The following is an 18,023-nucleotide window of genomic DNA, read 5'->3' as shown; positions in this document are numbered from 1 at the left end:
CCCCCCTGAGCATAGATATCTACACAAGTCCTACGGCTCCTTCTCCAAAGGGAGAAGGTTGGGATGATGGGAATGTAACTGCTTGATTTTACTCTCCTCGGCAATTGCTCCTGCATTGCTCTACCTCCTGCATCCGTGCAGTCGTCACCCCAGCCCTCTCCAACAAGAGAGGGAGCTTGGCGCTTCTGCAACTCATTGTTTTTATTATGAGGAAAAGTTGTGTAGATACCTATGCCCCCTGAGGTAAGCTGATTTTTTGCTATCACCTGAAAGTGTATACTTTTGGCTTTCGTGCTTTTAAGAAATCAACCACCGTTTTTCAGGATTACAGTAGCGGTTGATCTATAATTGAGCGGTTTAATCCAAAGCCCCCCCGCAACTACTGCCCTGCCCCGCCGTACAGCCATAACAATGCTGACGTATATTAATAGCGGAACCCGTTAATAATGAAGTATCGATTAGATCGCTTAAATGCGTTTTATTTACCGGATTTGCACCTAAAGGCAGTTGTAGCATCTGGTTAAAATCGCAATCATAAACAAAACCTTGCCAATCCACACTCAAGGTATTACGACACATGACACTCGACAGATTTTCCGATCGGTAATTGTCTTTTAATAATTGCAAATAGTCATTAAACAGGCCTTTACTAATCAACATACTGCCAAAGCGCTGTACAGGAAGATTGGTTAAGGCAAACAGCTTGTTAAAAACAATACCATAGTGTACTTGCAGATGCTCCTTATAGGCTTTTTCCAAGGCCTTTTGCTCTGGCGGCAAATCAATACCTTGCGGATTAAAGACTAGATTAAGCTGTAAATCGCTATCCGCTTGACCAAACCCCAAACTGTTTAATTTTTTTAACGCTGACAAACTACTATTAAATGTACCTTTACCACGTTGTTTATCGACATTATCTTCAAGATAACAGGGCAATGAAGCAGTGATCACTACCTTATTGGCGGCAAGAAACCCGGCCATGTCTTCAAATCCTGGTTCTTCAAGAATAACCAGATTACAACGGTCAATAACGGTAACACCCATTGCCCTTGCCTGCATAACCAAATAGGTAAAATGCGGATTCATTTCCGGCGCACCACCGGTTAAATCAAGCGTATGAATATTTTCTCTTTTAATAAAGTCCAGAACCAAATCTACGGTTTCTTTACCCATTAATTCCGTGCGCTTGGGTCCCGCGTTGACATGACAATGCGTGCAACTCAGGTTACACAAATAACCCAGATTAACCTGTAATATTTCCAGAGTGTGTCTGTTAATAGCAGGAAAATCGGTTTGTTCCAAATAAGGTAATGTGCCGTGCATAATGTAATTAGTTTGTACTAAAGTAAATATCGCCGTAATAAGCCGTTACTTTCCCATTGGAATCATCGGTATCAGACATAACGGCAACCGCATCAATATATTGTATATCTTCACCAAACTGTTGTTTCAGGTCGGCAAGGATATTTCGCTTTTCAGTATACCAAGTACCGGTTTTATCAGCTGATGACCGAAGTGCAATCATCGTCATTTTTCCATTGGCACCTGCATAAGCGTAGGCATTAGGCCAGACTTTACCGATAGGCGAAGTGCTGGCCCAGACATAATTAAGAACCTTGGTTTGCCAAAAAGCAGCACCCCCACTAACAACCACATAAACCCGTGCCGCATAGTCATCACCGGATTTTTCCTGCTCATTAAGATCGTTACCGAGCCGATTTTCGATATGCCAACGCCAGTTCATAACTGGCGTTTTATGTAGATCAATACGCTGTTCATTAAATAAACCTGAAGCACTTCCAGTACTTTCAGCTTTTAATACGTTGGTTCCGGCAAGATCAACTAATTGATAATTGGTCTTGCCTTTAAACTCCTTGGCTTCCCAGTGATCGAGTGATCCCGATGAAAAAGAGCCTATCATCAGCTTTTCACTCGTACCTTCAGCGCGAATAGCAAGACTTAAAAATAGTAACAGATAGAAAAATAACAGCTTACTGAAAACGTGCATTAAAAGTTTTTCCTGTTTAAAATTAAATGTATTAAAAGGCGGATTTAACTCCGAAGTGCAATTCTGGTAATTTTTCATGCCCTTTAAATGTATACTAAAAATACTCATACCTCTATTAAAATAGCCATGTACCTATAAAAACATCAATAATTCACGCAAACTTATACGTGACAATTAATTTAGTGGATTGTTATGGCATAAGCAAATAACAGTCGTGTTAAACAATAAAAACATTGGCTATTGTTTAAAAAAAATCAGATAGGTCTGGTTTATTTTTGTAGTTGCTATATAATGCACGGCTTACCAAAGATATAGATGCCTCGGTGGCGAAATTGGTAGACGCAAGGGACTTAAAATCCCTCGACTGTAAGGTCATGCCGGTTCGATTCCGGCCCGAGGCACCATAAAAAACAAGGACTTAGGCTTTTAGCCCAGTCCTTTTTTTATGCCTGAAATTTACGGGGTAACTCCGGGGTAACTTTGAAACGTAATCCATGGAATACTTAAGAATAATTATTCCGCCTGATTACCGGTTAATTTGGACATAAAAAATCGCACTTGCTGCGACTCTGTTTTCTTATCGGCAATACTTGCCAAAACATCATGTACAAAAAAGGCCGGTATTACCCGAACATTAATTTATTTCTTAATCCATCACTCTCCATTTGGAGACAAGCAACCATGTATTATTTTGGGGTTGCATAAGGGTTGCAAACTGCCCGTTAAGTCAGTGCCAAACCTCCAGACAAAAAAGCCCAGATATTATCCCGACTTGAATAATTTAAGCTTTCAATTATCAGCGTCTATTGGCTCTTTATTTCCAGCATTCCACCAGCATAGTCCATTTACGCGCTTCATCGGCAATGTCTGCATTACTCTTTTCATTTGAGAAAAAACCACCACCAGTTTTGTAAGGCACCTTGTTCGCGTCCAGGAAAGATTTAACGGTTTGCCCGTTGACTGCAAAATTAACATTCTGCCCGACTTGTCCTGTTATTTTGGTCATCTTGCCATCGTCCAGCGTCATCGACACTACAGCTATCACATTGCCTTTTTTATCCATTACTGGGCTACCGCTAGAGCCCGGTTGAATCGGTGCAGTAATCTGAATCTGATTAGTGTTATTGCCGAGTCCGGTTAACGCACTAACCGTACCTGGTGTCAGGTTGCCGCCGGATGAAAGTGCCCAATTAAGTGGATAACCAAATACGATGACATCTTCGCCTTGTCGTAGTTTGCCGGGATCTGGATTTAAGTTGGCAAAGTCATCACTATTGTCGGGAAGTTGCAACAAGGCAAGATCATTTACACTGTCTGAGGTAATAACTTTGGCAACACCCTCGCGACCAACAACTTTAACTTCGGTACAGGCATTGATGACGTGATGGTTAGTTAGTGCATGGCCTTCGTTGCTGACAGTGAAAGCGGTGCCAGTAGCTTGTTTGACAGATTTCACGAGTACACGGGGGTCTTCATTCAGAAAATCTTTGGCGTCAAACTTAGTACTTTGCTTACCATTATCATCAATAAGCTTGGTATTATTCCAATCAAACTCTGATGATGAGTCATCATTGAGTTTTACAAATTTATTAAGGACTTCTTTTGAGAACAAATTTGCAGCGTATGGGTCAATTGTTTTTAAACGATTGTAAACACCAAGAAGTTTATTTTGGTTCCCGTTTAAAGCATACGTTTCGCCCAAAGAATACCACGCGCTTAGTTCATCGGGGTTGATGAGTAAGGCTTGCTGAAATGCGTAAAATGCTTTGTCAATTTGATTGGTTTTTTTGTAAGCATCACCCAATGAAGTCCAAGCAGAAACCATGGTTCCTGGTTCGAAAAGATTATTTGGCGTACTAAATTTATTAGTTACCCGACCAAATTTCGGATTTATCCGTACTACTTGTTGATAAGCATCAATAGCTTTAATGAACTGATTTGTGTGTTCGTAATCTTCCCCTAAAAAATGCCAGGCTCCATCATTTTCTGGGTTGACCCGCACCGCTTGTTTATAAGCAATAATGGCCTCGTTATAATATTCTTTCTGCTCATAAGTTTCGCCTAAATAATACCAAGCTATATCATTTCTTGGATTGACTCTTAAGCTCGATTTGAATGCTCCATTAGCTTCATCACTTCGTGAAGCAAAACTACACACTCGCCCCAATATTTCCCATGCTTTTGCATCTTGCGGCTGTGTTTCCACCCATCGCAAACAATATTCTATCTGCTCTCGAAAAGTTACCCCTTCTTTTCTCGTAAGTTGTATAAACTTATCACGCCACTCCGTTTGGACTATAGTTTCTGACTGACTTGGCGATATTGTTCCTTTTAATATTGCTCCCGTATAATTTCCAAGCCAGTCATTCGAGTCCAAGATCAAATGTGGAAATCTTTTGGCTATAGGGAGATTTTCGGTATCTGAATCGGCATTAAGCAGGCTATTCATCTCTTTATCAGAATTTTCGTCAATTTTATTTGGCTTGCTGTTAACCTCTGGAAATGTTGAGCTTAACTCATACCAATTCACGATAGAGGATGTTTTTTTTGAGCCCTTAGGTATCCCCGCTTCAATACTGTTATCTACAGAAGCTCTTTCATCGCACCCAATCAGTGGCAACAACAATGTAAATAGAACTGCAATATTGGAAAATTTCATCATGCCTCATTGAAAATGGATATAAGATATTTTTGTTAAGAACTTAACAAATAAAAGTATCGAGGTTATTGTTGGACTTTGCTCAAAAAAATGTTCCATGCCATTACGAGATTAGAAATCAGGTATTAATTAGTTTATGATTATTTACCAAGACGGGATGCCTAATTTTAATTAGAGGCAGTTTACACAGATTTTTTTACACTCTCGTTAAACTAACTACCGCCACCATTGCCGTTTGTTTAAATCGAATCATTGTTCTATGCCTTTCGTTTGTCTTCCAAAGTAAAACCCACAAAAAAACCATATCCAGATTGATGTAGTTCATTTATCTTGTGTGTTCAATAGTTGCCTATACGATAAAAGGCAGTTCGATTGTCACTGATTTCAGGTGTGAACGTCAATAAATATAATATAATGAATATCAGAAAGCATAAGGCATAAAAAAAAGCATTATCTGACTTTTAATATTAAATTATTACATCGTTATTATTTATATATTTATAACTGTTGCCATGCCCTATCTATTCTTACAATTAATCAAACCGCTTCATCATCTCCTTGTGTTCACGAAGCAAAGTATTCATTTCTTTACATAGCGTCCTTACGCCGCCCTTGTAGGCATTCCTTGAAGATACCGCTTTTCCTTCGGGTGTCCGCACTCCCGTTGACTTATCCCATGGTCGCCAGTTCTGAATCAATGCTGATTGTTTCGCCCGTTCTTCTGCTGTCCAGTGTCTCATTGGGTAACTCCGTTAATAGTTCGTTATGCTGATTTTTTTTATCTTCCGTACGAGGTGCAGGAACACCATTGTTAATTTGCTGGTGCCCGTTTGCAATATTGGCTTGCTTGGCATAAACAACGGATGGGTTTTTTATATCTGATAATGTTTGAATCGTTGCCCTACATTGCCCCTGTGCTTTAAATGCCAATCTTAAAAAACTTTCATAGTGCGGCATGTGGGTCTGCGTAAATGCCTTTTGCGCCAAACTGTTAAAAAGTTGATCAAGTGTATGAGCTTGACTCAATAACATGGCTTCGGGTCGTCTCATGTTTCCACTGGCTACTTTTTCCACCTCCTTTACTAATGCTGTACTTAACGCACTCAAATCAAGTTCCGACTGCCATTTCTCAATGGTAAAAGCGGCCTGAGTTATCGGTTGTATGTATGCTTGCGCTACAAGGTCATCGTCTATTTTCTTATCAACTGTTACCGCTTTCTGTTCCGGTACTTTCTTTTTAGCTGCCATTTATTTTAGTCCCATCTAATTTATCATCAGGTTTCGGCTGTTCGGCTTTCTTTTTTTGTTGCTCCAGCCAATAGGTTTGGTAATTATCCATTGATGTATTTCTCGTTGTTATTTGAGCAGGTAGCCCCCACCATAAGCATAAATTTATGATGGGCGTTTTTGATTAATGTTTAAGTTTTATCTGTCGGTGACTTTTCGCCGTAACCAATTAAAAATAACCAGTCAATCATGGCTTCTCTTTCATCGTCGATTAAATTATCAACGGCATGGAACGCCTTCTGCATTGCAGGACTATAAACTGGTTTATGGTCGGTTACTGGAAACAAAATAATATTGTTACTCATGTTTTTATTTCCTCTGGCTTTGAGTTCATCCGCTGCAAATATTCGGCATGTTCTGTGCTGCTTGCCTGTACCTTTAGTGGTTTCCCGTTTGGCGTAAAGCAAATGACTGTTAAGGCATTATCGTTAACGACATAATCTTTATATTCGATTACAGCATCAAACTTGGTGCATTGGTGTAATGATTCCGACCAAAGACCATAATCACCACCAGCGTTACAACTGCCAGCACCACGGCCATGCTCGTTATTGCATTTGAAATAAAGACATTTTCCGCAACTGACAAAAGTTTGATTGTCCGGTGCTGCTACTCTTGCTACTCTGCTACTTTCCAAATCTGAATTATTGGTTTTCACTGGCAAGGGTGCTGCTACTCTTGCTACTTTGCTACTCTCTACCTCCAAAGTAGCAGAAGTAGCGAAAGTAGCAGGGGGTATGATTTCCTTAATTAGTAATTCCGACGGGTTAAACCACATGAATAACTCTCCATGATAATTTGGCTTTTACATTATCAACGGTGGTGTTCGGCTCATTGAGTAGCAGATAACCATTATCGACAAGTTCTTTTACAGCGGCTTGAAAGCGTGGTTTGGGGCGTAACTGACTGGGCCCTCGTGTTTGTACTTGCTTTGATCTAAAAACCCGTATGCCTTGCTCATCTAGCCATTTGGATAATGATTCAGCATCTTTTACCGCTTGAGATACAACCGCAGCGCCTCGGATGCGTAACGCCTCTTTTAAGTACCACTGAATAAGTGTTAAGCCTTGTACAAGATGCTTTGCACTAATGGACCGCGTAGCCATACCAGCATCAATGACCGCTAACACGCCAGCAATACGACACGCATTCTCTACCGCTTTTGCTGTGCGCTCCCTAATTTCAAATAAATCATTGCCACTTTGCATAAGCGTTTCAAATTGATTCATTGCCTCGATAGCCATTTGCTTGGCATCGTCATCTAGTGGCAACGCTACCGGATCAAGCTCTTGCTCTGACATTGCGGTCCGTGGCTCTGCTTGCATTAATCCCGTTAGTACAGCAAATAGGCGCTTTAGCTCGCTACGATCTCCCGACCATTCAAGTTTATCAATGTACCTTGTCCCGATAGTCGATTCAGGCCATGCTACCAAGCAACGGGCAAGAAAGCCCTGACCGTTAGCCATGGGATCACATAATAGTTTTGCCATAACATCAGGTTGCGCTTGTTGGTGCATAGCCAGACGACGACCGTATAAACTGCCGCTACCATCCCCAGCTCGTACCCTGTCAAATGAAGCACCATCCCAAAATTTACACAACCGCGCCATGGTCTTTAAAGCATTATCACTATTCATGGCATGACCGCCAATTAACAGGCCGGCTTCGTCAGAAAATAGCCCGACACTGGGCTGACCAACTGCCAGCAATTTATATAAACCCTCGACCGTAGGTTCTGTGACAAATCGCAACGGCATAATAGGCGCTTTGGGTTTTGGGTTGTCGTGCGTCGCTGCCGCTGCAAAATCGCTTGCTGCCTGACTCTTGGTTGCTGATTTTTTATTCTGCTGCTCGGTTTCTGCTTTCCAGCGTGCCAAATCCGCTTCATACTGTTCTTGCTCAATTTGATAGCCGGCCATATCTTCGCGCTCTTGAGCTTTTGCCGCACCCAAAACAACATCATCAATACCAGATTTACGCTCTCCAGATTCAGCGACCGATAATAAAAATAAAGATAATGGTTTTGTTTGTCCCCATGGCAACATAACATCAAAATGCGCTTGTGCTGCCAGTGATGCGCTTGCAAGTACAGCCTGACAACATAGCGCCAATGGAGCTTTTACGGTTTCCTGTAGCGCCTGTGCTGCTTTGCCTAATACATCGCCTAAAGCTTCGACCGGATAAGCTGCCGCTATTGGTAATGGAGCGCGTAGTGGTTCGGGCTCATAAGTAGCAGAAGTAGCAGAAGTAGCAGGAGGTATGATTTCAGTATTATTTGGATCTTCATTTATAAACTGAATACTTTTATCTTCTAAGCTCATTGTCTTACCTCCCGAACAATTCCATTGATGGTATTTTCAGCAAGTAGCACTCTCGACAAATCTTCTGTAGATAAATCCTCTTTTGCTAAAAGCTGCCTAATGCCCATACTCAAAATGACTGACTCAAAAACCAATCTATCAAATAATTCGTATTTATTGAACTTGGGTGGCCGGCTGCCTTTCTGGTAAGTAAGATTTTCGGGCATAAGGTCCGATAACTCCATTCCAACCGCTGCGACAATATCCGTAACTTGGCATCCGGCAAAACAGTGTATTAAGATTTTTCCGTTATCGGCTTGTTTGATTGCTAGTGAAGGCGACTTGTCGGGATGTGCTGGGCAAAGTGCCAGCCATTTACCGTTACCGATTGGCTTGACCTTATCTAATTTTGAAAGCAGGGTATCAATACTCATTAGGACCCACCCGACAACAAATGAATAATAAAGACAACCGCCGTTAGATTGATTACGATTGCAATAATATGAAGTTTTAAGCGGGTTTTGATAGAATAAAGAGGTTGTTTGTTCTTGCTGCCCGGTTCCTGCCGGGTAGTGCCTAATCTGTCCATGATTAAACTCCGATTCTTGATGCTGCTTTACGATCTACAATACCGCCCTGAACACGCGCATCTATCCATTCTCTTAAGTCTTTAGTCCTGTATCTGACATTACGACCAATCTTAATAAAAGGAATATTGTGTTCACCAGTGGAGCGCCATTTAATCAATGACTTTTCAGGTGTGCAAATAAGTATTGATGCTTCGAAAGTATCGACAATAATATTGTCGTCTAATGAAATGTTACGGATTGTTGCTGCCATACTGACCACTCTCCCTCTAGGGATTTGTTTAATTAGTGGTCATTTTGGAGAACTTTGGATTGCAAAGCATACCCAAAGATAAGTAGTTTATTTTTAGGTACGGTTTATAAGTCCAAGCCTCTGTTCTGCAAAGTCAATTAATAACATACTTCCACCTTCGGCTTGATAATGTTTAAACTCATTGATGATGATACTCAAAACCATTGTTTCATTTTTTTTATTTAGCTTGTCTTGAATGGACTTGGTGAGTTGTAGACTCATAGATTCTCTTTCATAAGCCTTTTTTACAGTCCCTTCACTGGTACAAAAATACTTCGCTGCATATTCAAAAGCGGACTTCTTTTTTCTGCTGCCATTCAGCGAGTATTCCTTCCTATCCAATCTTTTTAAAAAATCGTAAATTTCCCTATTTCTTAGGGCATGACTTACTTTAGTTCCTTTTCCTCCTATGATATTAAAAACATTGTTAGCGTCCTCACCATTGGAAATACACTTGAGCTGAGTAACTAAGTGTTGATTCAATCCTGGAGGCAAAGGTAATCCGGCCTCAAGATATTTAATCAATCTATTGTTAACATCCTGCAGATAGGATTTGTGTCCGATTCTTAATGCAAGGCATTCAATAATAAAAAGAGCTTCATCTATTGGCGAATCAGGCTCACCGTCTGCTTTTAGCTTCGATTCCATATTATTTCTTTGCGACCGGTAATAAAGTTCCGGATCGTAGTCGGGATTGTTGCTCATAACACTCCATCAAAGCGTAAGTCATCCTGAAAGGTAGTAACCGGAAGCGGGGGATGAATCCCGCTTATTGCCCCGTCGAGCTATCCGGTTAAATTTGATTGTATCAGGTGCGATAGTTGATGTTTATTTGTAAATCTGCTTTCTGTGTGCAATTTTAATTACTTGAATTACAAGTTTTTGGTCGAAGATTGAATACACTACACGATAATCATTTATTCTGATTCGATAGGTATAGTCTGGCCTACCAGCTTTTTAAAGCCATTAGGTCGTGGGTCGTTGGTAAGGGCTTTGATGTTTTTGATAACCTTATCGGCAATACTTCGCGGTAATTTTGCCAGCTCTTTCTGTGCGCTTTGTTTGATCTCAATCTCGTACGTCATAACCGATTTCTTTTAGTGCGGTTTCAAAAGGTATGGTTGCTTCGTCCTTACGTTCAGCAATAGCTGCCAAGTCCTCTAGGTCGTCAAGCAATTCTTGATAGTCGGCTAAAGACAAGATAACAGATATTTTCTCTCCATCGGCATTGGTTATATATTGTGGCTGTGCACTCATTAGTTACTCCTTAATGGGTAATTGATTTATTGATACTGACAATGTTTTCAATTTTAAGTGATACGAACAAATGAAACATCATCGTTTTGATAAAACTCTGTTATCAGTTCAACTTTATTTCTCAGTATCAGTTGAATTTGTCGGTTAGTACAGTTGCCGCGTTTTATTAAAATTACTTTGGGTGGGTGTCCGTATAAAATGCTTTTTTCATAAAAGTCAGAATCTTTACTCACGATCATAAAGCCGTTTTCTTTGGCATAACGCCACACGTCATCATCGGAACCACCGCCTAATCCAATTCGGTCAACATGAGCGGAATCAGGAAAAACATCAGCCAAAACCATCACCATTTTAGGCGATAGATTTTCATCAAATAATAATTTCATCCGGTAATAACTCGGGTGTGACGCTCTCTATCGGCTGCATAAGAAAAACACGCCCTAATATCATCTTGAGTTAAATAATCGTAATCTTCTAAAACCTCTTGTTCAGTCATGCCAGCGGCAAAACAATCAAGAATATCATCAACGGTAATGCGCAAACCTCTAATACAGGGTTTTCCGCTACGTTTGCCGGGTTCAATGGTAATAATGGTGTGATAGTCAATATTCATGGTTGCTCCTTAATTGGTAATTGATTTATTGATACTGACAATGTTCTCAATATCAGGGGTAACGTGTTCTTGAATAAACCCGGCAATACGATCAATGGCCTGTTTCAGGGTATTTGATTCAGTACGGATATAACCGCCAGTTACACAGTTATCCGTGGTGTGATTCAGCAAACGCTTAATGATTGTTTCAGGCAATAGGGATGCTTCGGCAATGGTGGCAAAGGTGCGCCGTAAATCATGGCTACTAAACTCAATACCGGTTTTTAGCGTAACCTGATCTAATGGCCACCGGGGTATTGCCATTGTTCCTTCTTGATTGTCGCCGGGAAAAACAAAGCTATTGTTACCAGTCAATTCTTGAAGACTGCGCAAATAGGGCTTTAATTGCGTGGGAATGTAGGTGGTAAAGTTACTGTGGTTTTTAGTGTCCATCACCGTAACAGTATCATTTTTAAAGTCTACGTTTTTCCACTCCAGATGTAAGGCTTCATTGGCTCTTAACCCGGTATGAAGCAATAGCAACAAATAGGTTTTTGCTTTGGAGTTAGTGAGTTGCAAAACGGCACTATACCAATCTTTTAAACTATCGGCAGGGATAATACGACTTTTGCGTGTGGGCTTGCTCCATAAATCCAGCTCTGATTTTTTAAGAACATCACAAGGGTTTTCTTCGATGATTTTTAATGCCAATGCTGAGTTCATTAAAAGTCGTAATATTCGCATCTTGTTATCTTTGGAGGTGCTATTGCCCGGTAGTGCCTTGTGTCGCTTGGCCACCATTTCACGAGTAATTGAATTAACCGGCTTATCCAACCAACCAGAAAAACCCTCACCTAGTTTTTTTCGATAATCGTTTGCTGTACCGGCGCTTAATTTTGAGCCCTTTTGGTCGATGTATTGGGCCATCAATTCAGACAAGGTAATCTTTTTTATTTTCTCGATACGTTTTTTTTCAGCGGGATTAATGCCATTGTCTAAATCAGATAATGCCGCTGTTGCTTTATCCCTCGCTTCTTTAACTGTCACCTCGGAACATTTCCCCAAAGTAACCCGTTGAAGCTTACCATCCGAGGTGCGTTTTAATACGCAAAATGTTTTATTGCCACTGGCGCTAACCCGGCAGATTAATTTTTTATTATCGGTATCGTAATAATCTTTCCTGTCCTTTTCAGGCATGGGTAATTTTTCGATTCTTTGTTGTGTGAAATTAAATTTTTCGGCCATGTTAAATACTCCAAAGTTACCCCGGCAATTCTGTTATTCAGTCGGGGAACTTATACAAATACGACTTAGGGATTTTTTTGTAAAAAAGTCTAAAATCCGGGGTAACTCCGGGGTAACTTTTAAACGGTGTTTTAGGCATATTATAGAATACTTGAGTAATGTCAAGTAATGTGACAAATACAGCAATGACAATGCTTTCATGGCATAAAGCCAGATAGTACGCAGGCTAGAAAAATCGCGTGTCGGGGGACTTAAAATCCCTCGACTGTAAGGTCATGCCGGTTCGATTCCGGCCCGAGGCACCATAAAAAACAAGGACTTAGGCTTTTAGCCCAGTCCTTTTTTTATGCCTGAAATTCAATCCCCTTCCATTTGATACAATCCTGATGCACTTATAAAAATGGACTAGTCTTAAAATACATCCTATAGATTTTCAGATAAATAATTTCTATGCTATCGGATACCATCCCTTTAAGGGATGTTATCCGTGTGAACTAAATCATCATGTTATCGAAGTTTAATTTCTAAAAGTCTATAGTACTCAGTCAATCTTATAATATCGGATAAAGTTTCTTCAGTTTTATCCGTGCATCTTCAGTGGTAAATCGCCATTCTCCCGATGACCAATCGGAGATTCTGGTCTTTTGAGGGATCAGAATCAAGATATAAGGCCGAGCAATAGCATTTATTTTTTCTTGCCACGCGGAAATTTCTGTTTTAAAGTTTCTTGGTCTGGAATACGGCGATCCAGACATTGCCGCGACAGGATGCTTAATTCTATTTCAGCCATATTTAACCAGCTACCATGCTTGGGCGTGTAGTGTATTTCCAGTTTTTCAAGAATTCTTCTCGCTTCTTTTGGCTCAAATGCCTTATATAAAAAGAGGCTCCAGTATGGGTATTCAGATTATCCATAACCAGGGTAATACGTTTAGCCTGAGGGTAATGGATATCAACCAGGTTACGAATTTGATGTGCCCAATCAATAGTCGTTCTTTGATCGGTCACCTCAACAAACCATTTACCCTATAACTGTTCAAAAAACATAAAAACATTACTCACACCATTACGTTCATATTCCGTGTCGTACCGAGCGACCGTGCCAGGCTTTTCATTACGGATCAAAGAGTATGTATTGTGAACTTTGATCTTCTACCAGAAACCATTTTACCTGCGTTGAATCGTGATAACGTTGATGAGTTGAACCGCTTTAAGGCTGATGGTGTTGGAATCTCAGACCTCATTACTCAATGGAGGGTAAAAATTGCTTCCTCCTCTCCCTTGTCGTTATCGATTAACTATCCATTAATTTACTCAGTATGATCGTTTTTGATTAATCTCAAGTCACTCGTTCGGATCAGGATGAGTGGCCTGGTGTAGGCCATTAACACTTGCAGATTTGAGGAAGGATATTCCGGTCGATAGTGACTGAAACTATGACATTGCAATCGATTGGACTTTACTGTTAATCTTGCCTGCTTGGTTAAGCATTGAAAGCCATAGCCAAGTTGATAAAGAATCCTTAATATTCTCGGTTGACTAGCTTTTTTAACTATCTATGTCTATCGCTAAACATCGCACAGTTTTATCCAAAACACTATGGGAGACAAAAAAATGAACAAGATAATTACAAAATTCTTGGGATTGCTCGTGCTGGTTTTATTAACCGCATGTGTTACGACAACAAGCAGTTATAACGCCTTGCAACAGCAATACGATCAATTGGAAGGGGCTTTTAGCGCTGATCAGGCAAAGATTGTTCTGCTTGAGGGAGAACTTAAAGTTACACTATTGGATAATCTTCTGTTTCCGGAAGGGGGATATAAACTAAGTGCCTTTGCCCAGTCAGTTCTTGTCAAGTTGGTGCCCACCTTATCGGCTTTGCATCAAACCAAGGTTGTGATTGCCGGATATACCGACAATATCCCAATCGGAAGCCACCTTAAACGTCAGGGTATCGTCTCAAATCTCGATTTGTCATCCAAACGTGCTGATGAAGTGGTTGATTATTTGCTCAAGAAAGGCGTCGATCCTACTATTATCTCAGCCCAAGGCTTTGGTGAAAACAACCCGGTTGCCAGTAATGACACGGCTGATGGCAGAGCGCAGAATCGCCGTATTGAGATCACTTTAGTGGGACCAGGTAATTAATAACCATCCTCAGATATGAAATAAAGCCACCGTATGGTGGCTTTGCAATACCTCGTATGATCTTTAATTATGAGTAAGATATTACTTGTCTGTATCGACAGGCATCAGACAACCCTCAACAAAAGCATTCATACATGACGTAGCCAGTGATTGGTATACTATATTTCCGGCCGGAATTTTTAGAATCCACACAGATAATGAATGATGCCAAAATTTGATAACAAGAAATTAGTCTCAATGATGGAATGGATCCGGCCTTTAGGAATAAGCTTCATTATATTTTTTGCTTACTTTTTTGGTAACGATCCAATTTCACGATTCCACATCATGGGTCCATTCATTGTTTTATTAATGTCAGGGACAGTAGCTTTGGAGGGTTTGTTATTTGGAGATGCCGCCTCGGAAAAGATTGGCTATATACCCAACAAAGCCTATCAAATTCAATCGCGACTAAATAATGCCGCTACGGCTATTACGGCCGTTCTCGTCTATGTATTGGATTGGGGGAGATATGCTGATTCAACGATAGTTACGGTTATGTTGATGTTCTTCACTTTCTCTGCAGCAAACCATGCAGTTAGTGCGATTAAAGATCACAATATGAAAACAGTCAATTTACTTCGTCCTGTAATGTCCTTGCTCTTAATTACAATTTTAGTGCCTCACATGATTCAAGCACTACATCAGTAGCGTTATTAACTCAACAATCCTTATGTCACAAAGTACTTTAACTACCAAAAAATCGAATTTTCAGCGCAAAAACCCTGCCGGTTTTTTAGAAGACAGGGGAGTTAAGTATTATCAATATCTGGCTAAAAAAGCCGGTAGTACCAACGTAGAGACATTGGTAGCAATTGATGATTTGCCATCGGATGATAGTCTGTGTTCAGCGGCCAATAATATTACTCGTTTGGCTGCTTTCATTGCTTTTAGTATTGGCGCTTTAACGACGATAGTTAGTGTGTGGTTTGAATGGAAATATGCGGGACGCCTGGATGACTTTCTTTACTACACTGGTTATCTGCTCGTGATCAGCGCCATGTTGGCACTTGAAATGACGGTATTATTTTGGTTGGGACTTAGAACCGTACACCAGCTTGCCTGCTTGACGGGACATCATGATTTGCATGACGATCCGTTTTTAACCGATGCTTATACTGTGCCTAATATGTTGGCCAGAGCCGCTTTGGAAGTCCCTGATCCCGTTATTCACTACCTTGGTATTGATCCGCTTAAACACGTACCGAAATCCGGTTTATTGTTTATAGGCCTGTTATACAAAGCAAAAGTGCTGTTAAGTAGCCTGTTCATTAAATTTGTTTGCGTACGTGTTTTTGGCAAAGGCGGTTCACGTTTAGGTTTTGCCTGGGTTGCGATACCTGTCACCGGTATTTGGGATGCGGTCGTCATGTATAAAGTCGCCAGAGAAGCCCGGTTACGATTATTTGGCAATCGTTTGGCGCGGCATATTACCGATGAAATAATGCAGCCCGAATTTATTTCCCAGTTATCGGCTAAAGCCAAAGAAGGCACTATTCGCGCTGTCGCCACCATGATGGTCTTATCACAAAATCATCATCCTAATATGTTGGTTTTACTAATTGAGCTGTGCAAAAACTTCGAAACAGATGAGCGTTGTGAATATGATAACTGGGCAGATTTTTTAACCTTACTCAATGAAGTCAGCCTGCGGGAACGTTATTTTATTCTTGATTTACTCAGTGTATCTGCCGCTTTTGATGGTCATTTGTCGAGACTGGAACGTCACCATTTGCGGCAAGCTTTTGGTGAACAAACTGAAGTTTATATGCTGCGTATTGAAGCCCTTAAACAGGCGTTGTTAAGCGGACGGTTACATAAAGCCAAACAACTGTGCTTGCTTGATTTTGAGCCTGGCTAAAAAATTTACCCTAAAATGGACACGGGTTCAGAGTGCTATTTGTCTGTTTACACGTCGTAAAGTGAAGGACTGATACCAGCCTGCATCAGATATTCACGCAGATGCTTAATGTCTTGCTTATTGCAAACACTACCGTGATGCGGATGATGCAAAATACCTTCAACCTCATTCAGAATGACACGAAAACGGCCTCCATAATTGGGTTCGACACTGGCCCCAAGCGATGAAGCAAAGATTCCACTTCACGCCAATGGATGTTACCGCTGATAGGGTCCTGAAATATGACCCGTAATAAATTTATAGGGTGGCTCATGACGGTATCTTCACTATCTGGTTGCTCTCAGAATACAATTTAACTGGCTTTTTGTTCAATACCTTATACCCGAAAATAAATATTATGCTTCTACCCGACAGGATAAGTACGGCCAACTGGAGTCATCTGAGCCAAGCTCCTGAATGGTCGCTTACTCTCGTAAAGCCGCGAGCCAATTCTTATCAATTACATTAATTTCTCGACTCAATAGCAAGCATTGTGTGATCGGAAATTATTAAACGGTTTTTTCGATTTATAAAGTTAACTGGCGACTGAATATTTAGGCGGCCTATTTTTTGAGTTTGTGCTTATTAGGTATTTATACGTATTGTTTTTCGGTCTAAATGCTGTGAGCATACAAGTATGGGAATAAATTGTCCGCCTTTCCACAGCAAGTACAATCCAATTGAGCCCTGCTGGGGTATTTTGGAGCAACATTGGAATGGTACGAAGTTGGTAACCGTTGATAACATGCTGAAATGGGCAAAAAGCATGACTTGGAAGGGCTTAAAGCGAGTAGTCAAATTAAGCAAGACGATTTATCAAAAACGAATTTCACTGTCTAAGAAAACGATGTTAGCGATTGAAGCCAGACTGGAACGTAACCCAATCTTGCCCAAATGGGACATTATGATTCGGCCCATCAGATGGGTAAATTAATTTCAGGAAATCGCCTTATGTACGGAAACCAGTACCTTATGGCTTTACGATTACCTTAACCGAACTCTCTCCCAAAAACCCTGTTACAGCCAATTTATTTAGAATTAGACTGTCAGTTTAGTTTTACACTATCTTAAATTACCAAAAAAACTCACACTTCATCCTAGACAAAATGCAAGCACTCATTGACCTTTTTAGCATCAAAGACTTTATTCCCCACGGCTATTGCCTGTCATGGAGTCCCGTATTACTCTGGCTGCACGTTAGTTCGGATTTGCTAATCGCCCTCGCCTATTATTCCATTCCCTTGGCGCTTGTCTATTTTATCCGGAAGCGTAAAGATTTGCCCTATCCGTGGATGTTTATCCTGTTTGCCGGATTTATCCTCGCCTGCGGCACTACGCATTTATTCTCGGCAATCACCATCTGGATACCTTTATACTGGCTGGATGGTTGGATCAAAGCCTTGACAGCTTTTATTTCAGTCGCCGCCGCTGTGCTGATGTTTTGGGCAACCCCTCGACTATTGTCTTTACCGAGCACTGCTCAACTAAAAGCCGAGATACAACAAAGGAAACTAACAGAAGATAAGTTGGGGTTGTTCTCTAGGTTCTGTTGACGTTTCACCAATCCGGTAGAATAAGCCGTTTTGAATGAAATGAAGCGGATAACATTAAGTGATGAAGAGTGGACTCGTATTTTGGCAAGCTTAAAAAAATTGCCTGGAGTTCATATCGGTTTACCCGATATTTGCAGGCAGTTTGTTAATGCC

Annotated in this window: 22 protein-coding genes, 2 tRNA genes and 1 pseudogene; 7 read left to right on the top strand and 18 right to left on the bottom strand. The window is 40.7% G+C overall.

Annotation, left to right across the window (positions count from 1 at the left end; all coding sequences use genetic code 11):
• Positions 1-357: 357 nt before the first annotated feature.
• Together arsS and N7974_RS11985 are read right to left on the bottom strand one after the other, a co-directional pair.
• Positions 358-1,323 (bottom strand): arsenosugar biosynthesis radical SAM (seleno)protein ArsS, encoded by a 966-nt coding sequence (gene arsS, locus N7974_RS11990; protein WP_262965842.1) that lies wholly within the window; start codon positions 1,321-1,323, stop codon positions 358-360.
• A gap of 7 nt (positions 1,324-1,330) precedes the next feature.
• Positions 1,331-2,008, bottom strand: coding sequence for a DUF3047 domain-containing protein (locus N7974_RS11985; RefSeq protein ID WP_262965841.1), 678 nt, complete (start codon positions 2,006-2,008; stop codon positions 1,331-1,333).
• Between the two features lie 317 nt (positions 2,009-2,325).
• Here N7974_RS11985 and N7974_RS11980 point away from each other — a divergent pair.
• A tRNA-Leu gene (locus tag N7974_RS11980) sits at positions 2,326-2,412 on the top strand.
• Between the two features lie 410 nt (positions 2,413-2,822).
• Here the strand turns inward: N7974_RS11980 and N7974_RS11975 are convergent.
• From N7974_RS11975 to N7974_RS11905, 15 genes are all read right to left on the bottom strand, one after another.
• Positions 2,823-4,670, bottom strand: a complete 1,848-nt coding sequence (locus N7974_RS11975; protein ID WP_262965840.1) for a trypsin-like peptidase domain-containing protein — start codon at positions 4,668-4,670, stop codon at positions 2,823-2,825.
• A 666-nt stretch (positions 4,671-5,336) separates the two neighbouring features.
• A complete protein-coding gene (locus N7974_RS11970) occupies positions 5,337-5,915 on the bottom strand; it encodes a hypothetical protein (RefSeq protein ID WP_262965839.1) in 579 nt (192 codons plus the stop codon).
• Between the two features lie 170 nt (positions 5,916-6,085).
• Entirely contained in the window at positions 6,086-6,259 is a 174-nt protein-coding gene (locus N7974_RS11965) for a hypothetical protein (RefSeq protein WP_262965838.1), read from the bottom strand.
• Positions 6,256-6,732 (bottom strand): hypothetical protein, encoded by a 477-nt coding sequence (locus tag N7974_RS11960; RefSeq protein WP_262965837.1) that lies wholly within the window; start codon positions 6,730-6,732, stop codon positions 6,256-6,258. Before N7974_RS11960 ends, N7974_RS11965 begins: the two co-directional genes overlap by 4 nt.
• Positions 6,722-8,275, bottom strand: coding sequence for a YfjI family protein (locus tag N7974_RS11955; protein WP_262965836.1), 1,554 nt, complete (start codon positions 8,273-8,275; stop codon positions 6,722-6,724). Before N7974_RS11955 ends, N7974_RS11960 begins: the two co-directional genes overlap by 11 nt.
• Positions 8,272-8,688 (bottom strand): DNA primase, encoded by a 417-nt coding sequence (locus N7974_RS11950; protein WP_262965835.1) that lies wholly within the window; start codon positions 8,686-8,688, stop codon positions 8,272-8,274. Before N7974_RS11950 ends, N7974_RS11955 begins: the two co-directional genes overlap by 4 nt.
• Positions 8,688-8,843: a hypothetical protein gene (locus tag N7974_RS11945; protein ID WP_262965834.1), complete on the bottom strand. Its 156-nt coding sequence runs from the start codon at positions 8,841-8,843 to the stop codon at positions 8,688-8,690. Before N7974_RS11945 ends, N7974_RS11950 begins: the two co-directional genes overlap by 1 nt.
• 2 nt (positions 8,844-8,845) lie before the next feature.
• Positions 8,846-9,094, bottom strand: a complete 249-nt coding sequence (locus tag N7974_RS11940) for a helix-turn-helix domain-containing protein (RefSeq protein WP_262965833.1) — start codon at positions 9,092-9,094, stop codon at positions 8,846-8,848.
• 93 nt (positions 9,095-9,187) lie between these two features.
• Positions 9,188-9,838: a hypothetical protein gene (locus tag N7974_RS11935; protein WP_262965832.1), complete on the bottom strand. Its 651-nt coding sequence runs from the start codon at positions 9,836-9,838 to the stop codon at positions 9,188-9,190.
• 123 nt (positions 9,839-9,961) lie between these two features.
• Positions 9,962-10,036: a hypothetical protein gene (locus tag N7974_RS11930; protein WP_262965876.1), complete on the bottom strand. Its 75-nt coding sequence runs from the start codon at positions 10,034-10,036 to the stop codon at positions 9,962-9,964.
• Between the two features lie 14 nt (positions 10,037-10,050).
• A complete protein-coding gene (locus N7974_RS11925; protein ID WP_262965831.1) occupies positions 10,051-10,218 on the bottom strand; it encodes a type II toxin-antitoxin system RelE family toxin in 168 nt (55 codons plus the stop codon).
• Complete coding sequence (locus tag N7974_RS11920; RefSeq protein WP_262965830.1) at positions 10,202-10,390, bottom strand: hypothetical protein; 189 nt, start codon at positions 10,388-10,390, stop codon at positions 10,202-10,204. Before N7974_RS11920 ends, N7974_RS11925 begins: the two co-directional genes overlap by 17 nt.
• Positions 10,391-10,443: 53 nt before the next feature.
• Positions 10,444-10,776 carry a DUF5615 family PIN-like protein gene (locus N7974_RS11915; RefSeq protein ID WP_262965829.1) on the bottom strand — a complete coding sequence of 111 codons (333 nt, stop codon included), beginning with the start codon at positions 10,774-10,776 and terminating at the stop codon, positions 10,444-10,446.
• Complete coding sequence (locus tag N7974_RS11910; protein WP_262965828.1) at positions 10,773-11,003, bottom strand: DUF433 domain-containing protein; 231 nt, start codon at positions 11,001-11,003, stop codon at positions 10,773-10,775. The genes N7974_RS11915 and N7974_RS11910 overlap by 4 nt, the downstream gene beginning before the upstream one ends.
• 9 nt (positions 11,004-11,012) lie before the next feature.
• The gene (locus N7974_RS11905; RefSeq protein ID WP_262965827.1) at positions 11,013-12,227 is read right to left on the bottom strand and encodes a tyrosine-type recombinase/integrase; all 1,215 of its coding nucleotides are present in this window, start codon (positions 12,225-12,227) and stop codon (positions 11,013-11,015) included.
• Between the two features lie 209 nt (positions 12,228-12,436).
• Here N7974_RS11905 and N7974_RS11900 point away from each other — a divergent pair.
• Positions 12,437-12,532, top strand: a tRNA-Leu gene (locus N7974_RS11900).
• Between the two features lie 246 nt (positions 12,533-12,778).
• Here the strand turns inward: N7974_RS11900 and N7974_RS11895 are convergent.
• Positions 12,779-13,337, bottom strand: a pseudogene (locus N7974_RS11895) (IS630 family transposase); the annotation flags it as partial.
• Between the two features lie 504 nt (positions 13,338-13,841).
• On the opposite strand from N7974_RS11895, the gene N7974_RS11890 reads away from it, so the two are divergent.
• The 5 genes from N7974_RS11890 to N7974_RS11875 all read left to right on the top strand — a co-directional run bounded on the left by N7974_RS11890 (position 13,842) and on the right by N7974_RS11875 (position 17,870).
• Complete coding sequence (locus N7974_RS11890) at positions 13,842-14,378, top strand: OmpA/MotB family protein (protein ID WP_262965826.1); 537 nt, start codon at positions 13,842-13,844, stop codon at positions 14,376-14,378.
• Between the two features lie 201 nt (positions 14,379-14,579).
• Positions 14,580-15,068 (top strand): DUF6790 family protein, encoded by a 489-nt coding sequence (locus N7974_RS11885; RefSeq protein WP_262965825.1) that lies wholly within the window; start codon positions 14,580-14,582, stop codon positions 15,066-15,068.
• 22 nt (positions 15,069-15,090) lie between these two features.
• Entirely contained in the window at positions 15,091-16,278 is a 1,188-nt protein-coding gene (locus N7974_RS11880; RefSeq protein ID WP_262965824.1) for an LBF_2804 family protein, read from the top strand.
• 676 nt (positions 16,279-16,954) lie between these two features.
• Positions 16,955-17,251 carry an ISAzo13-like element transposase-related protein gene (locus N7974_RS20765; RefSeq protein ID WP_394813115.1) on the top strand — a complete coding sequence of 99 codons (297 nt, stop codon included), beginning with the start codon at positions 16,955-16,957 and terminating at the stop codon, positions 17,249-17,251.
• 172 nt (positions 17,252-17,423) lie between these two features.
• Complete coding sequence (locus N7974_RS11875; protein ID WP_262965823.1) at positions 17,424-17,870, top strand: hypothetical protein; 447 nt, start codon at positions 17,424-17,426, stop codon at positions 17,868-17,870.
• Positions 17,871-18,023: the final 153 nt, after the last annotated feature.

The sequence above is a fragment of the Methylobacter psychrophilus genome (assembly GCF_025583945.1).
GTDB lineage: Bacteria > Pseudomonadota > Gammaproteobacteria > Methylococcales > Methylomonadaceae > Methylobacter_C > Methylobacter_C psychrophilus.
Note: the sequence above shows the minus strand (reverse complement) of the source record. Positions and strands in the feature narration are given on the sequence as shown.

What these genes read in the sequence shown, in the direction of transcription:
- N7974_RS11945 (WP_262965834.1), bottom strand. Translation starts at nt 8,843, where the DNA reads ATGGACAGATTAGGCACTACCCGGCAGGAACCGGGCAGCAAGAACAAA.
- N7974_RS11940 (WP_262965833.1), bottom strand. Translation starts at nt 9,094, where the DNA reads ATGGCAGCAACAATCCGTAACATTTCATTAGACGACAATATTATTGTC.
- N7974_RS11965 (WP_262965838.1), bottom strand. Translation starts at nt 6,259, where the DNA reads ATGAGTAACAATATTATTTTGTTTCCAGTAACCGACCATAAACCAGTT.
- N7974_RS20765 (WP_394813115.1), top strand. Translation starts at nt 16,955, where the DNA reads ATGGGAATAAATTGTCCGCCTTTCCACAGCAAGTACAATCCAATTGAG.
- N7974_RS11920 (WP_262965830.1), bottom strand. Translation starts at nt 10,390, where the DNA reads ATGAGTGCACAGCCACAATATATAACCAATGCCGATGGAGAGAAAATA.
- N7974_RS11950 (WP_262965835.1), bottom strand. Translation starts at nt 8,688, where the DNA reads ATGAGTATTGATACCCTGCTTTCAAAATTAGATAAGGTCAAGCCAATC.
- N7974_RS11905 (WP_262965827.1), bottom strand. Translation starts at nt 12,227, where the DNA reads ATGGCCGAAAAATTTAATTTCACACAACAAAGAATCGAAAAATTACCC.
- arsS (WP_262965842.1), bottom strand. Translation starts at nt 1,323, where the DNA reads ATGCACGGCACATTACCTTATTTGGAACAAACCGATTTTCCTGCTATT.
- N7974_RS11875 (WP_262965823.1), top strand. Translation starts at nt 17,424, where the DNA reads ATGCAAGCACTCATTGACCTTTTTAGCATCAAAGACTTTATTCCCCAC.
- N7974_RS11975 (WP_262965840.1), bottom strand. Translation starts at nt 4,670, where the DNA reads ATGATGAAATTTTCCAATATTGCAGTTCTATTTACATTGTTGTTGCCA.
- N7974_RS11890 (WP_262965826.1), top strand. Translation starts at nt 13,842, where the DNA reads ATGAACAAGATAATTACAAAATTCTTGGGATTGCTCGTGCTGGTTTTA.
- N7974_RS11885 (WP_262965825.1), top strand. Translation starts at nt 14,580, where the DNA reads ATGATGCCAAAATTTGATAACAAGAAATTAGTCTCAATGATGGAATGG.
- N7974_RS11880 (WP_262965824.1), top strand. Translation starts at nt 15,091, where the DNA reads ATGTCACAAAGTACTTTAACTACCAAAAAATCGAATTTTCAGCGCAAA.
- N7974_RS11910 (WP_262965828.1), bottom strand. Translation starts at nt 11,003, where the DNA reads ATGAATATTGACTATCACACCATTATTACCATTGAACCCGGCAAACGT.
- N7974_RS11960 (WP_262965837.1), bottom strand. Translation starts at nt 6,732, where the DNA reads ATGTGGTTTAACCCGTCGGAATTACTAATTAAGGAAATCATACCCCCT.
- N7974_RS11925 (WP_262965831.1), bottom strand. Translation starts at nt 10,218, where the DNA reads ATGACGTACGAGATTGAGATCAAACAAAGCGCACAGAAAGAGCTGGCA.
- N7974_RS11955 (WP_262965836.1), bottom strand. Translation starts at nt 8,275, where the DNA reads ATGAGCTTAGAAGATAAAAGTATTCAGTTTATAAATGAAGATCCAAAT.
- N7974_RS11970 (WP_262965839.1), bottom strand. Translation starts at nt 5,915, where the DNA reads ATGGCAGCTAAAAAGAAAGTACCGGAACAGAAAGCGGTAACAGTTGAT.
- N7974_RS11985 (WP_262965841.1), bottom strand. Translation starts at nt 2,008, where the DNA reads ATGCACGTTTTCAGTAAGCTGTTATTTTTCTATCTGTTACTATTTTTA.
- N7974_RS11935 (WP_262965832.1), bottom strand. Translation starts at nt 9,838, where the DNA reads ATGAGCAACAATCCCGACTACGATCCGGAACTTTATTACCGGTCGCAA.
- N7974_RS11915 (WP_262965829.1), bottom strand. Translation starts at nt 10,776, where the DNA reads ATGAAATTATTATTTGATGAAAATCTATCGCCTAAAATGGTGATGGTT.